This is a genomic window from Hyphomicrobium sp., from assembly GCF_020852195.1.
GTDB lineage: Bacteria > Pseudomonadota > Alphaproteobacteria > Rhizobiales > Hyphomicrobiaceae > Hyphomicrobium_C.
This window is the reverse complement of the sequence record NZ_JADZBI010000033.1, coordinates 13,715-28,574: the sequence shown is the minus strand read 5'-3', so window position 1 is coordinate 28,574 and position 14,860 is coordinate 13,715. Positions and strand designations below refer to the sequence as shown.

Sequence of the window (14,860 nt, the reverse complement as noted above, 5' to 3'; positions counted from 1 at the left end):
CCTCGTCCTTTCCTCGCTCACTCCCCGGCCCAGCGGGCCTCAAGGGCGGAGACGGGCTGATGACGCCGCGCCGGGGCATGCTGCTGCAGGACGCGCTGGTAGGCTGCCGCGGCGTGCCCGGCGGCGGCGGCCCATGAGAATTTCGAGACGGCGCGCGTGTGGGCGTGAGCACCCATCGCAGCAAGGCGCTCGGGCTCGGCGGCCAGCCCGTCGATGGCCGTGCGCAGCGCAGCTGCATCCCCGGGAGGAACAAGCCGGCCGCATTCGCTCGTCAACTGGTGCGGGATGCCGCCAACCTCGGACGCAAGGACGGCGCGTCCGTGCGCCATGGCCTCCAGCACGACGAGCGGGAACGTATCGGCCAGGGTCGGGAAGACGAAGAGGTCCGTGCGGCGCAGCGCAGCGGCGACCTCGGCGTCGCTGAGGCGGCCGGTGACGACGATCTGCTGTCCCGGCCGGCAGCGGCGCACGTAGGCGTCGTAGTCGACGTCGCCTCGCGTCTCACCGCCGACGATCAGGAGATAGGGGCGCTCGAGCGCGGCAAACGCCTCGAGCAGCACCGGCAGACCCTTGTTGGGGGTGTGGTTGGCCAGGAACATGCAGGCAATCTCGCCGGGCACGCGCTCGACCGGGATGCCGGCGCGCTCAAGCAAGGGCGCATCGGCCGCAGCGTCGGCGGGCTCTGGGACCGCCACGCCGTTGGTGACGACCGACAACTCGGAGCCGGTGTAGCCCATATTGCGCACGATCTCGAAATCGGCCTCGGAGAGGGCAAAGATGCCGCTCGCGCGCGCGACCACGCGGCTCACCGGCGCCTGGACGAGCTGTTTCCAAAGCTGGCGGCGCACGGTATCGAAGCGGTAGATGTCGCCGCCGTTCGCCACCTCGTTGAAGCCGTGCGTGGAGACGACATAAGGCGTGCCGGCCGCGAGGCAGGCGCGCGCGACGCGCTCCATCTCGAGCGCCGGCATCGGGTTGTGGATGTGCACGAGGTCGAAGGCCCCGCGGCGTACGATGTCGGGAAGGTCCGAGCGGTAAAAGAGCGTGCTGTAGCGATTGGAGAGGCGCGACCAGGGGACGAGCGGCGGAAGCCAGCTCCGGACCGGGATGCGTGCCGCCTGTTTGCCGCCGCCGTCGACGTTCCCGGTACCGTTCATCATGCTGGCAACGGTGATGTCGCAGTGCTCGGTCAACGCGGAGCTCAGGAGCTCGGCGGCGCGCGCTCCGCCGCTGACCGACATGTGCGGCGGCACGACAATGGTTGCCAGCACTTTCATCAGCGATACTTCCCGGCCAGTTCCGCCGTCATGTCGGGCTCCTTCCAGGCATCGGCGAGCGCGTCGTCGATGGTGGCCTTCGGCACCCAGCCGAAACGCGAGGCTATCCTGCCGATATCGGCTGCAAGATGCGGCCTATCGACCTTGCGCAGGCGCGACTGCTCCTGCTCGAGCGCGAAGTCGATCATGGTGACGCTCTTGAGCTTGGCGACCAGCTCGGCCACGGAATACGACTGCGAGGTGCCGAGGTTGACCGTCAACGTGTTGCCGTCCTCGATGTCGTCCTTCAGCGCCACGGTGATGAAGCCGGAGGCGGCGTCGCGCACGTGAATGTAGTCGCGCTTGGGCGTCATGTTGCCGAGCCGCAGCGTGGTGCGTCCGGCCTTGAGCTGCGCGATGATCTCGGGCAGCAGATGCGGGTTGGTCTCGCCCGGTCCGACGACGTTGAAGAGACGGACATTAACGGCGCTCAAACCGCGCTGGGCGGCGAAGTACCTCACGTACTGTTCGCCGTGCAGCTTGGTGAAGCCGTAGACGTCGCTCGGCCCGAGCACGGCCTCGTCCTCGAGATGGGGCTTGTCGTCGGGCTTGTAGACGGCGCCGCTGCTGGCGAACACGAAGCGTGCCGAGGAGGGCGCCGCGGCGAGCAGGTTGAGGGTGCCGTCCACGTTGGTCTTGACCGCGAGCGCCGGATTGTTCTCGCACTCCGGGATATAGTGGATGGCGGCCAAATGAATGATGGCGTCTGGCTTGAAGTCGGCCATCAGCGCGTCGACAGCGGCAGCGTCGATGATGTCGATCTCGGAAAAGCGGATCTTCGCCAGCTCGTCGGCGCCGAGGCGGACCGGCCCGCTGCGCAGGTTGTCGACGACGCAGACCTCGTGCTCGTCATAGAGCCTGCGGACGACCTCGCGACCCACAAACCCATTGCCGCCCGTGACAAGAACCTTCCGCCGCATCGACTACTCTCCAAGCCTGTTTTCCATCCGTCGCGCACTCTTGGGCGGGGAGCGAAATGCCTCCTTGTACCTGCTGAGGTAGTACATGCGATCGCCAGTGGCGAAGGAGGCATACCTGCCCAAATCAACCTCGGTCAGAACCACGCCGTCGACCTGCACGCCGTTCTCCGTCAGGCGGTGCACGGCCTCGGCCACGGTCGCCTTGGGCGTCTTGTTCCACCCGGCGACGAGCAAGCAGATATCGGCGAAGCGGCCGAGGAATACGCTGTCGGTTAGCAGCAGCACCGGCGGCGCGGTGACGATGACCACGTCGTAGTGCTCCTTGGCGGCGGTCAACAGCCGCTCGAACGAGCGCCCGGCGTAAGCGAACGAGGCAAAGGGGTTGCGGGCGCCGTTGAGGCCCGCCTTGCGGCGCAGCTCCGAGGCGCTGTTGCCGCTCTCGTCGGCGAAGAACTCCTCAAGCCGCTCGGAGCTTTCGAGCGCGTCGTCGAGCCCGATCGCGTTGCCAGCGTGGCTCGAGGGCGAGGCGTCGACAACGAGGACGCGGCTGCCCTCCTCGACGAGGGAGCGGCGTAGCTCGTTGGCGAAGTCCGCTGCGCCGGAGTTCGGCAGGGCCGAGCTCACCATCACTACGCGAGCGCCGGCGCGGTCGGTGCCTCGGCCGGTCAGTCCGATGGACAGGCACAGCGAGCGCAGCGCCTCGCGCCGCTCGAGCTTCCGGTCGGCCGAAAACTTGTCGGAGGCCCGGGGGATCATGCCCGCGCAGCGCACGCCAAGTTCGGCGGGCACGCCGTCCTCGGTACGGAAGCCCGTGTCACGGCGCTCCTGGAAGAGCACGAGTCCGACGCCCGCCAGCGTTGCAATGGCGAGGCCGAGCGCGATCATTGCGATCGGATTGGGGCCTGCGGGGATCCATTCGGGCTCGGCCTTGAGGAAGGACTGGCCCGGCACGCGCGGCAGGATCTCGGTATGCTCGGTGCTGCTCTTCTCCTGGTCACGCAAGCGCGCCTCGGCGGAGGCGAGCGCGCCCTTGGCCTGGATCACCTTGGGATGGCGCTCGCCGAAGGCCGCGCGTGCGTCGGCCAAGGCGCTGCGTGCCGTCGCCTCGGTTTCCCGCAAGCGCTGCATGACCTTGTCGTTGACGTACTCGCTCAGATAGGCGTTCGCCAAAATCGCCGCCTGCTCGGGAGAGGTGGACTTTATGGTGACGTAGATGAGGTAGCTGCGCGGATTGTTGGAAATCTCGAGCTGCCCCTGGAGGCGCTGCGCGGCGGTGTCGATGTTGGACGTCGGCGTGCTTTTGCGCTGGAGAAGCGAGTTGAGCGTGCGCCCGACGAAGCCCGACGAGATGTAAGCGGGGTTCTCGTCGAGCTTTAGCTTGGCTACGACGCGGCGCGCCAGGGCACGGGAGCGCAGCATCTGCGCCTGGCCTTCGACGAGGGAGCCGGCATCCATGGCGGCGCTTGGAGGCCCGACGGCCTCCATGCGCCCGAAGTCGAACTGAATGACGGCTGTGGCGGTGTATATCCTGGTGGAGGTGACCAGCAGCAGCAGGGCGGTCAGAAGCCCGACCAGGGCGAATCCGGCGAGCAGGTACTTCCGGCGCCACAGCGTGCGCAGCGTCTCCACCGCGTGGGCCTCGTAGAACGATGCAAGCCCCTGGCGCCGGATCGGCGGAAGAGGCAGCGGCGCGCGTGGTGACAAGCCCAGGTTCATGGCGTCGACTGGTGATCGTTTCTCTGGAAGATTTCGCTCGACCATTTTTCGCTCAATCTCTTGTTGGACCGAGCACGGTGCGGCGCCGAGTTTCTGCTCTGTGTGCGCCGACAGCAAGCTCAGTCTGCATAATTGGTTTCATTCCGTGCGTAGGCGTCCGGCACCGCGATCCGCGCGCCCGGTGGCGCGCCATCAGTCCGTAGCCGCTTCGCGTCGGAAGTCGTGGTCTTCGAAAGCTTAAGCTTAATATGATCTGCCAGGCGGTGGGCCAGCGCCACAATTGTGATCGTCGGCATGTCGTTGCCCACCGTGGGAAACACCGAGCTGCCGGCGACATACAAATTCGTCATGCCGTGGACGCGGCAATCGGCATCGACGACGCCCTGCGCAGGATCGGCGGACATGCGTGTGGTGCCCATGTGATGCCAGACCCACCGCGGCGCATCCTCGCTCTGGTTCAGCTCGTCAGCGGTCGAGACGTCGATGCCGGCCGCGCGCAGGTCGCCCGCGAACAGCTCCCTCGTCTTCCGGAAAGTGTGCTTGACGAGCGGACTCACGCGCCAGTCGATCTTGATGCGGCGCAGGCCGAGCGCGTCGCGCGCGGTGTCCAGGCTGACGCGGCTCGTGCGATCGGGGTCCTGCTCGAGAACCGTGATGAACTGCCATTGGCGGGCTGGGCGCAGCTTTGCCAAAAGGTGCGCGGACACGGCGCCGGCGGCGTTCGGCAGATCGCCGAGCACGCCGAGGATGCGCCGGGACGTATCGCTCGGGATGCGCCGCTTCTTGAGCCAGAACACAAGCTCCTTGATCTCCCTGCCGGCCTCGCGCTCACCAGAGGCGGACACCGGAACGAGCCAGCTTCGCGCACCGAGCAGGTGGTGCTCGCGCTGCGCCTTCTCCGTCAAGGCGAGGCTGGCGCCGAAGAGCGGCAGGGCGTCCGGATTGTCGGCATTGGCGCGGCGCTGGCCCACGGGCGTTCCGGGGTCGTACCGGCGTATGATCGGCGCCAGGTGCTCGCCGCTGAGCCGACCCCATGCGTAGCGGGGATGCTCCATGAAGCAGGAACCAACGAAGCCCGAGTCGTTGCCCAGGCCGTTCTTCTGGACCGTGTCCGAGAGCAGCAGAACGCGCGCGTTCTCGACGCCGCCCGCAGCCAGCAACACGTACGGTGCCGATACCGAGAAGCGCGTTCCATTGAGCGTCGCGACCTTCAAGCCGGTGACCTGCCGGGCGAGATCGTCCGTCTCGATCTCGGTCACGTTCGCGTGCACCAGGACGCGGACGTTGGAGGCGGCGCGGAGCTGCTCGCGCTTCACGTATCCGAGGTGTGGCGCCGGGCTCAGCGGGCAGGGCTCGTTGTGGCAATAGACGCCTGCGGTTGGCAGCACGTCCTTACGCGAGTCCTCGTCGGCGAGGCGCTCGGTGTCCGGATTGAGCGACAACGTCGCGAAGGCGCGGCGATAGTAGGGGGCGAGGTCGCGCTTGCCGATCGGCCAACCGCTGAGGGGCACCCAGTCGCGCTGCTCGAAATCGATGTCCGCAAGCGGCTTGCACCAGCCGCCCCAGCCGCGGGGATCCGTGCTGCCGCCGAACGTGCGCACGCGGCATAGGTCAAGCGGCTCGTACAAAAGGCCGACGTTGGCGCCCTTGTAGAGCTGCTGGACGGTGCTGTCGTACTCGAGGCCGCCGCTTTCCAGGAGCAGCACCTTGTAGGGGCTGCCCGCGAACTCGCTTGCCAGCGTCAGGCCGGCAGCGCCAGCGCCCACGATGCACACGTCGCACTGCAACGCGCTGCCCTCGGACAAATGCCTTGCGTCTTCAATCACCCGCTACTCCACGCGACTTTTCGCTCACTCGCCTTCAGGTGCGAATTCTTCGAGCTGTGCCTGCTTGCGCGTCGACGGCTGCCGATAGGCGGAGCTGTCGGAGTTGGGCGAGATCCAGAAAACCTCGATGATGTCGCCGGGCTCGAGCTGTGTCTCTTCAGTGGCCGCGATCGTCTTGGTGCCGGTCTTCAAGCTGCGCCGAATGACGATGCGATGGCTCTGGCCCATTGCATTCTCCGACCTGCCGTTCTCGGCCTGCTGCATGCGGACGTCGCGTACGCGGCGCGCCGACGGCAGCGTGGTCTCGAGTTCGTGGAGCCGGGTGCGCACCTCCTGCAGCTCATTGGCGACCCGCTGGCGGTCTGCGGCCTCGAGCTCGTGAACCTTGATGTCGAGCTCGCCCATGGTGACAGCGAGGCGCGCGAGCTCGGTGCGGAAGCCCGACATCGCGACGTCGATCGCCGCCTGCTCGCGCAGGAGGGAGACCTCCGTCACGCGCAGCGCCAGGCCCTTCTCCTTCATCTTGTTCCAGTCGTCGAGCTGGGCGCGCACGAGATCCTGTTGCTTCTTTTCGGATTCGATCTGCGTTTCGACGGCCTCCATCGCTCCCTGGATGCGGGGCTTCTGCGACCGCACGAGGTCGATCTGAAGGTGCAGCGCTTGGCGCTGGCGATGCAGCATGTCCTTCTCATTGGCCATGGCGGTGTCCAACAGCTCGATGTCGAGCCCGGGGAAGACGGGTGCGTCGAACGTGTCGCGACCGTCGAGCTGGGCCTCGAGACGCGCTTTGCGGACAGTGAGCTGCACGTGCGTGCTCTCAAGCGTCTTCACGCGCTCGTCGGACAGAAGATAGTCGGCCATGGCGACGCCGACCAACGGCTGTCCGGCCACGCCGTAGCCGCCGGCCTGCGCAACGGCGTTCATGACCGTGTTGCCGGTGCGGAACGGGAAGGTGCCGGGCGTCCTCACGTCGCCGAGCACATAGATCGGCCGGCGCTCGGTGACGGCGATGCTGACGGTCGGGTGCAGGATGTAGCCGTCGGCCAGCCGCTCCTCGATGCGCTTCTGGGCATCTTTGGGCGTGAGCTCTCCCACGCGGATGGCGCCGACGATCGGCAGCTCGATCTCGCCTGTGCCATCGACCTGGAAGTCGCCTGACATCTCCGGCTGTCCGAAAACCGTCACGGTGAGGCGGTCGCCGACGTCCAGAACTTCGGGTGCCTCGCTTCCGCCGGCAAGAGCGACGGGGACGCTGCAGACAAGGCAATAGAGGAATAGTGGCGCAGAAAATGCGAGGACACGGATGATCCGCAAAAGCCCCTCCATACAATGTGGCCGGAATCCACGTGGCCTAATCAGTGCGACCCAGCCAGGTCCCACGAAGTCTACATGAAATGGCGATTTGGTAAGCCCGCACCGCAGCATAGCCTTAATGGCCGAGGGGCATGAGTTCTATTGCGAGCGCAGGGCGTTGCTTCCTTCGAGCTACCTCAAAAGATGCAGACGGACAGAGGGTGTCCGGGCTCAATGTGATCAAGCATTTAGGGCTAACCCGCAAAGCCCCCGGAGGTTCCGTGTCTGATCCCTAATCTCTGTTTAAGGGAGAAGTGTCCGTGACTACGCTGCACTGCAGTGGTGCGGTGCAGTGCTGACGCGTTTTGGCTGACGCGCTTCGCCGGCTCGATGGGGAGAGTACCTTTGTCGAAGCGCGTTCTGGCACCGAGCAGGACAGGACCGGGTCTGCATTTGCGCCGGTTGCTGCTCGCAGACGCAGACGAAGTCTCTGACGTCTCCTGGGTCAACACGCCCTTCCCCGGCTGCGGCCGGACCATCGAGCGATGCCTAGCAGAGCAGTGCGTGGTGTGCGGAGCCGACGGCGCCGCTTGAGCGTCGCGTACCGCTCGCACGATGGATGAGGAAGGCGCAGGCGTATGCAGACCAGCAGCATTGACGAAGCCGTACGTCCGACACGTCTGCCCCGGATCGCAGACAGGGCGAAGGCCGTGTCGCACGAGCCGGTCCGCGAGATAGCGACGACGACAGTTACCGCGGTGGCCGAGGCGCCTGCGGTTCTGGATGCAGCCGCCGAGGAGTCGATCGCACGCGTGCGTGTCGCCGGTGCGCCGGTCTCGGTCGTGGATATGGACAAGGTCCTGGATACCTTCGGCCAGTGGGTCGGGAGCGGACGCGACCGCGTGGTCCTTCTGCGCGACGTGCATGGAGCCATGTGTGCCCGCAAGAACGATCTCGTGCGGGAAGCGCAGGAGGCAGCCGAGCTCGTGCTGCCAGACGGCGTGCCGCTGACGTGGGCTGCGCGTCTTGCAGGGCAGTCGGGAATCTCGCGCGTGTGCGGCATAGACTTGCTGCCGCGTGTGTGCCGCCACGGCGTCACGCGTCAGTGGCGGCACTTCTTCTACGGTGCCTCGCCCAATGTAGCCGATCAGCTCGCCGTGATCATGCGCGAGCAGTTTCCGGGCATCGCCATCGTCGGAACGCATTGCCCGCCATTCCGGCCGCTGACCGCGGACGAGGATGCCGAGATCTGCGCCAAGATCCGCGAGGCCAAGCCCGATTTCGTATGGGTGAGCCTCAGCACGCCCAAGCAGGACCTGTGGATGCAGGAGCATCGCGGGCGCCTCGGTGGCGTCACCATGATCGGTGTCGGCGGCGCGTTCGAGATCAACGCCGGCCTGATTTCGCGCGCACCGATGTGGATGCAGAGAAGCGGCCTCGAGTGGCTCTACCGCCTGGCGCAAGAGCCCGGGCGACTGTGGAAGCGCTATTTCGAGTGCCTGCCGAGGTTCGCGGTGCTGGCAACGCTCGAGCTGATCAAGCAACGCCTCGCCCCCGTTATTTCCAGCCGTAATCCGTAGCAAAGTTGCAGACAAGTGTTGTTGTTCAAGCCCATGCATCAGTGCCGCCCCCGCTTCGAACCGTCCGCCATGACGACGGGAGGCGGCCATGAGTGACGTCCACAAGATCGACTCGTGGTCCACCGGACTTGCGCTCGGAAGATCGCGCGCGACCTTCGGGTGGGGCAGCGCTGATCCTGAGCGGGTCATCGGGCGAAAGAAGCGCCGGCTGGCCGTGGGCGGCACACTGCTTCTCGGCGATGCCGTCGTGGGCTGGATCGCGCTTACGGTCGCGGATCTGCTGACCCGGGCGTTCTTCGCTGAAACGGGCTCCATGGTCTGGGCGCAACCCCGGCTCGTGCTCATGCTCGCCATTCTGGCGCTGTTGGGTATCTACTCGGGATCCGCGCGATGCCCGTACGCGCGTTTCAGGATGCGCAGCATCGGCATCCTCGTCTTCGTGGCGCTGCACAGCTTTGTCCTGCAGCAAACGGATGACCTCGTGGCCGTGGCCTTCAGGGCGGCGTGCGAGAGCATGCTGCTCATCACCGGCACCTTCTACGTCGAGTACCTGCTGCGCCACCTTCTCATTCGCGACGGGCTTTGGACCGCGCCGACCGCGTTGATCGGCTGCGGGCCCGCGGCGCAGCGGCTTTATGCGACGCTCGAGGCGCAGCCGGAGCTCGGGCTTAGGCCCGTCGGCTTCGTGCGCACGCCGGCGGACGCGCAGACCGCCAGCGGGGCCCTTCCCGGTCCCGTCCTGTGCGCCATCGACGACTTCGAGGGCCTCAGCCGCACGAGCGAGGTCGCCATCCTGACGTCGGGCGACCAGGTGCCGCTGGTGCCTACGCTGGAGAGCGGCCCGTTGCCCGTCGAGTTCATTCTGCTCAGCGACGCGGTCAACATCCCGACGCTCTGGCTCGGCCTGCGCCCGCTTGGCAGCGGACTCGGCATCGAGCTCGAGAGGCGCGCTCTCCTGAGCCAGAACAGGCTCCTCAAGCGCATGCTCGACTTGGCCATCGCTGTTCCGGCTGCCATCCTGGCCTTCCCGGTCGTCGCCGCCTTTGCGCTGCTCGTAAGCCTTGTCGATCGCGGGTCGCCCTTCTACTGGCAGCAGCGCATCGGCGTGAACGGCAGGCCGTTCAATCTTCCTAAGCTGCGCACGATGTACCGCGACGCCGCGGCGCGCCTAGAAGAGCATCTCGCCAGCAGTCCGGAAGCCAAGAAGGAGTGGGAGCGTTACTTCAAGCTTAAGAACGACCCGCGCATTCTGCCGTTCATCGGTAACTTTATGCGTCGCACCAGCCTTGACGAGGTGCCACAGCTCTGGAGCATCATCGTCGGCGACATGAGCCTCGTGGGCCCGCGGCCGTTCCCGCAGTACCACATCAGCAGCTTCGACCCAGAGTTCCAGAAGACGCGGACGCTGGTGCCGGCGGGGCTGACGGGCTTGTGGCAGGTGACGGCGCGCAGCAACGGCGATCTCGACGTTCAGCGCGCGCAGGACACCTTCTACATCCGCAACTGGTCGATCTGGCTCGACCTGTACATTCTCTTCCAGACCGTTCCGGCGGTCATCGGTGGCAACGGGGCGAGATAGGGTAAGGAGACGGTCGGGGGGCCGGCGGAGGCTCAAGAGCGGTCGATGTTGACGAAAAGAAGAATCGGCCTGCTTGCCGTGGCCCTGCTGTTCGCCAAGACGGCTGCGGCGTTCTCATTGTACAACGCGGGTGCCACCAAGGAGGCGCCTTCCGGAGCGGGCGAGCTGACGGCCGCCGTCGCGCCCGGCTCCAAGATCACAAACGCCAAAGGCTCCTGCCTCTCCCTCAGCGGGTTGAAGAACGCCCTCATCGAGAACGTCGTCATTGGACCGTGCGGCGGACACGGCATCGAATTGCACGACAGCCATAACGTCGTCATCCGCAACGTCGTGATCGAGGACACGCAAGAGAGCGGCATTCTCATTGCGGGGTCGACGGCGGTCGATGTCCTCGAGAGCCGGATCAGCAGAACCATCTCCGGCGTCTACGCGCTCAACTCGAAGACCCTGAATGTGAGCTGCAACACGATCGTGAGCCCGCGCGGGCCGATCCCGCGGGGGCAGTTCGTGCAGTTCGACAAGGTCACCGGATCGGACAACCGCATTCGCTGCAACTCCGGCCACAACGAGCCGGGGCAGGGTGAGCCCGAGGACGCCATCAGCCTCTACCAGTCGCATGGCACGGCGCAATCGCCGATCACCGTTGCCGACAACCTCATCGTCGGCGGGGGGCCGAGCGAATCCGGCGGCGGGATCATGCTCGGCGACAGCGGCGGCTCGTATCAGGTCGCCACGCGCAACGTGCTGGTCGATCCGGGGCAGTACGGCATCGCCGTCTCGAGCGGCCATGACCTGTCGATCCTCGACAACGTCGTCTACGCGCGCCGCCAGCCGTTCACGAACGTCGGCATCTACACCTGGAACCAGTACGACCCCAAGTGCCATTCGATCCGTGTCGAAGGCAACGAGGTGAAATGGATCTCGAAGACCGGCGCGCCTAACCCGTTCTGGGACGGGGAGAACTGCGGCGTCATCAAGGGCGAGCACAAGAACAACTTCGCGGCCAAGCTGACGGCGGATCTCGCCGAGCGCAAGCCGGTCGAGGCGCAGTGCAGCTGCAAAAGCGAAGGTTGGCGCTGAGCGCGACGCCGATGCGCGGTCACCGCGGGATTTGAGGTGCTCGCTTAGAGCGATCGCACGGGCCATTTCGATGTCGAGCAAGTGGAAGCTTGCGTGGGTCCCGGCCCCCCCGGCCTTCGCCAGGGCAGGCTTTGCCGGGATGACGTCGAGAGGAGGCTCGCGGTATCCATATGACAAACGTCATCCCGACGCAGGTCGGGATCCACGCAAGCTTCCACGACGCTAAGCTGGCAGGGTCCTCGTGCGACGACGCAACTCAGAGCGTGTCGGCATAGTGCAGGTGATGTCACTGAATTTCACCACAGGCTGCCTCCACCTCCGCCCCTCTCACAGGGAGAGGGCAACGGCGTCCCAATTCCTTAAGACGGGAACATGCTCTAGCTGAAGCCTACTTCGTCTCGTCGGCGCTGCGGTGGTAGATGTCGTCCGTGCGCACGATGTCGTCCTCGCCGAGATAGCTGCCGATCTGCACCTCGATCATGTCGAGCGGGACCTTGCCGGGGTTCTCCAGCCGGTGCCACTGCGTGGACTTGATGTAGGCGCTCTCGTTCTCCTGGACGAGCTTCTCGGTGTCGCCGATGCTCACCAGCGCCGTGCCGCGCACGACCACCCAGTGCTCGGAACGGTGGTGGTGCATCTGCATGGATAGCTTGGCGCCGGGATTGACGTGCAGCCGCTTCACCTGGAAGCGCTCGCCGATGCTCAGCGTCTCGAAGAAGCCCCACGGGCGCGCGTTGCGCAGGTGCTGCTGGTGTTCCTTGCGGTTCGACTGCTTGAGGCTGGCGACGAGACGCGAGACGTCCTGCGCGCGGTCCTTCTGGGCCACCAGCAGTGCATCCGGCGTGTTGACGACGATCAGGTTGTCGACGCCGACCATCGACACCAGCGAGCGGTCGCTGTGCACGTAGCAGTCGTTGGTGTCAAGCAGCAGCGCGTCGCCGTTGACGGCGTTGCCGGCCGCGTCGTGCGGCGAGATCTGCCAGAGCGACGACCAGGAGCCGACGTCGTTCCAGCCGACATCGAGCGGCAGCACGGCTGCCGCCTGGGTCTTCTCCATCACGGCATAGTCGATCGAGATGTTGGGCGAGGAGGCAAACGCGACCGGATCGAGGCGCACGAACCCGAAGTCCTCGGTCGACTTCTCGAAAGCGGCGCTTGCGGCCGCCAGAACGTCGGGGGCGTAGCGGCGCAGCTCGTCGAGGAAGGTGCGCGCGTGGAGGACGAAGATGCCGCTGTTCCAGAGATAGTCGCCGGCCTTGAGATAGCCTTCGGCGGTCTTGCGGTTCGGCTTCTCGACGAAAGCGTCGACGGCGAAGCCGGCCGTGCCGTTGAGGGCCGCGCCGCGGCGCACGTATCCGTAGCCGGTGTGGGGCGAGTCCGGCTTGATGCCGAACAGCACCAGCTTGCCCTTCGCGGCGATCGTGGCGGCCGTCTTGATGGCCTTGGCGAACTCGGCCTGCTGCTCGACGACATGATCGGACGGCATGACGGCCAGCACCGCGTCGCGGAACGCCTGCTCCGCGGCCAGGGCCGCGACGGCGACCGCTGCGGCGGTGTTGCGCGCGACCGGCTCGAGGAAGATTCCCTGGGGCGCGATGCCGGCCTCCGAGAGCTCGTCGCGAATGAGAAAGCGGTGGTCGGAATTGCACAGGACGAGGGGTGGCGCGAAGGCCTCGTCATCACCCAGGCGGCGCAGGGTGGTTCCGAGCAGGCTGGGGTCGTCCTTGTCGAAGAAGCGGATGAACTGCTTCGGGTACATGCTGCGCGACAGCGGCCACAAGCGCGTGCCCGAGCCGCCGGAAAGGATCACGGGAATGATCATTGCAATAAATACTCAAATTGGAGCTTTGGTCCCTGTGCGCATTCATGCACCGGAAACGTGCGAAACGGCAGCGGAAAGTCGAAATTGCCTTAACCCGCTGGAACGTTTGCGTGGCGGGTATCCCGAATACTTGAAGCAAGCTGCCTAAGATGCTCCCCGGCAAGGCCGCGTGGCGCATTCTAGACGCCCTTTTTCGCCGCCGGCGGGAGGGGGCGATTGGGTTGGGGAAAGTGTGTGCAGAGAGCATCACGTTTGCCCAATTCCGGGGCAGCCGCCGTATTAATTCGGGACACGAGGTACCGAATCATCTTTTGGGTTTGTCTGAGACGATCTGCGGACAAGGGCGTGAGGCCCGGAGAAGGGTTCGGGGTCGCAGGAGAACTCGGGGGCTAAATATGATCAAGCAATTGTCGCTGGTCTCTGCTGCTGCGTTGGCGTTGAGCGTGTTCGGGACGGGCGCCTGGGCGGATGGTGAGCCGGCGGCTGCTTATGCGCCGGCGGCCGAGCGGAGCTGCTCGTCGGGTCCGTTCGCAGGTCCGTACATCGGCGCCGCAATCGGTGGCGGGAAGCATGATTCCGAGATTCACGATCGGAATCCTGGCTCGCCGACATTCGGCCAATCCTTTGACGATGACGACAGCGCGCTCACGTTCGGCGGCTACGCCGGCTACAACTGGCAATGTGGGCGCTGGGTCTTTGGCGTGGAAACCGATTTCAACTATTTCGATGCGTCCTCTACCGCGCGCGTCGATACGGTCAGCCTGAAGAGCGAAATAGACTGGTACGGGACACTGCGTGCCCGCGCGGGTGTCGTGCTCGGGGATAGCACGCTCCTCTATGCCACGGGCGGCCTTGCTTACTCGAAGATCGATCACACGTTCAGCGACTCGCTTGGTCCTGCCGGTCCGTTCTCGCAGAGCGACGATGACAGCGCTGCTGGATGGACAATCGGCGGCGGCATCGAGCGCCTCCACCATTCGCGCTGGCTCCTGCGTGCGGAAGCTTTCTACGTCGATCTCGGCGATGAGACGCACACTTATGTTGTGGACTCGACGGCTTGCGGCGGCGGCCCCTGTACAGCGATCTCGAAATGGGAAGATGATTTCTGGGTTGCTCGGATTGGCCTGACCTACAAGTTCGGTGTGCGTGAAGAAGTCGTGCCTCTGAAGTAGGCGCTCCTGCACGCAAGCGCGGCGATCTGAATCGCGCTGGATGCATTCTTGATTTTGATTGGGAAGGGATGGCGAAGGCCTCCCTTCCTTTTTTGTTTCCGTTTTTCCTACTGCCGTTTTTTGCTTTGGACGCATTCGTCCCGTGCGCTTTTGCCCGAGAATCGGGGCTCGCGTCTCCGTCTGGTTAAGGGGTTAACCAATTGTTAAAATTAGTTTGTTCGCGAAAATTGGATCTTCTATGGTGGATATAGGACCAATAAGTGTCCGAGTACGGAGTTTGTATTGCGGGAGGACGTCATGTTCACGAAGTTCTGCGTAGGTGCTGTGGCGATTGCATCGAGCTTTGCGGTAACGAGCAGTGCGTTTGCAGCATTCTGGGATTGCCCGCCGGTGCCGGAGTTCGATGGTTCGAGCGCTGTCGCCGTGTTCGCGCTGCTGGCCAGCGTCGGTGCTGTCCTGAAGCGTCGCGCCGAGAAGTAAAACACGGAAATGCCGCTGGCGAAGCCGGCGCCCGGCTTCGCCAGCTCTTCATCCGCAACCATCACCCGAGTAAAGC

11 protein-coding genes are annotated in these 14,860 nt (G+C 65.2%); 5 read left to right on the top strand and 6 right to left on the bottom strand.

Translation table 11 applies throughout. The features are described from left to right. Positions 1-17: 17 nt before the first annotated feature. The 5 genes from IT540_RS02770 to IT540_RS02750 form a co-directional block, all read right to left on the bottom strand. Positions 18-1,277: a glycosyltransferase family 4 protein gene (locus IT540_RS02770; RefSeq protein ID WP_291172938.1), complete on the bottom strand. Its 1,260-nt coding sequence runs from the start codon at positions 1,275-1,277 to the stop codon at positions 18-20. Further along, positions 1,277-2,236: an NAD-dependent epimerase/dehydratase family protein gene (locus IT540_RS02765; RefSeq protein WP_291172933.1), complete on the bottom strand. Its 960-nt coding sequence runs from the start codon at positions 2,234-2,236 to the stop codon at positions 1,277-1,279. Before IT540_RS02765 ends, IT540_RS02770 begins: the two co-directional genes overlap by 1 nt. Positions 2,237-2,239: 3 nt before the next feature. Further along, positions 2,240-3,952 (bottom strand): Wzz/FepE/Etk N-terminal domain-containing protein, encoded by a 1,713-nt coding sequence (locus IT540_RS02760; RefSeq protein WP_291172929.1) that lies wholly within the window; start codon positions 3,950-3,952, stop codon positions 2,240-2,242. Positions 3,953-4,071: 119 nt separating this feature from the next. After that, positions 4,072-5,778 (bottom strand): GMC family oxidoreductase, encoded by a 1,707-nt coding sequence (locus IT540_RS02755; RefSeq protein WP_291172927.1) that lies wholly within the window; start codon positions 5,776-5,778, stop codon positions 4,072-4,074. Between the two features lie 24 nt (positions 5,779-5,802). Continuing rightward, on the bottom strand, positions 5,803-7,092 hold the full coding sequence (locus tag IT540_RS02750) for a polysaccharide biosynthesis/export family protein (protein ID WP_291172925.1): 1,290 nt from the start codon (positions 7,090-7,092) through the stop codon (positions 5,803-5,805). A 689-nt stretch (positions 7,093-7,781) separates the two neighbouring features. On the opposite strand from IT540_RS02750, the gene IT540_RS02745 reads away from it, so the two are divergent. The 3 genes from IT540_RS02745 to IT540_RS02735 all read left to right on the top strand — a co-directional run bounded on the left by IT540_RS02745 (position 7,782) and on the right by IT540_RS02735 (position 11,310). Beyond that, positions 7,782-8,651: a WecB/TagA/CpsF family glycosyltransferase gene (locus IT540_RS02745; RefSeq protein ID WP_291172922.1), complete on the top strand. Its 870-nt coding sequence runs from the start codon at positions 7,782-7,784 to the stop codon at positions 8,649-8,651. 88 nt (positions 8,652-8,739) lie between these two features. Beyond that, on the top strand, positions 8,740-10,230 hold the full coding sequence (locus IT540_RS02740) for a sugar transferase (protein ID WP_291172919.1): 1,491 nt from the start codon (positions 8,740-8,742) through the stop codon (positions 10,228-10,230). Between the two features lie 45 nt (positions 10,231-10,275). After that, positions 10,276-11,310 (top strand): right-handed parallel beta-helix repeat-containing protein, encoded by a 1,035-nt coding sequence (locus tag IT540_RS02735; RefSeq protein WP_291172916.1) that lies wholly within the window; start codon positions 10,276-10,278, stop codon positions 11,308-11,310. 388 nt (positions 11,311-11,698) lie between these two features. Here the strand turns inward: IT540_RS02735 and IT540_RS02730 are convergent, their stop codons facing one another. Further along, positions 11,699-13,132, bottom strand: a complete 1,434-nt coding sequence (locus IT540_RS02730) for a mannose-1-phosphate guanylyltransferase/mannose-6-phosphate isomerase (RefSeq protein ID WP_291172910.1) — start codon at positions 13,130-13,132, stop codon at positions 11,699-11,701. A 149-nt stretch (positions 13,133-13,281) separates the two neighbouring features. On the opposite strand from IT540_RS02730, the gene IT540_RS02725 reads away from it, so the two are divergent. Beyond that, positions 13,282-14,304, top strand: coding sequence for an outer membrane beta-barrel protein (locus IT540_RS02725; protein WP_291172898.1), 1,023 nt, complete (start codon positions 13,282-13,284; stop codon positions 14,302-14,304). A gap of 297 nt (positions 14,305-14,601) precedes the next feature. Next, the gene (locus tag IT540_RS02720; RefSeq protein ID WP_291172895.1) at positions 14,602-14,784 is read left to right on the top strand and encodes a hypothetical protein; all 183 of its coding nucleotides are present in this window, start codon (positions 14,602-14,604) and stop codon (positions 14,782-14,784) included. The last annotated feature ends 76 nt before the right edge of the window (positions 14,785-14,860 follow it).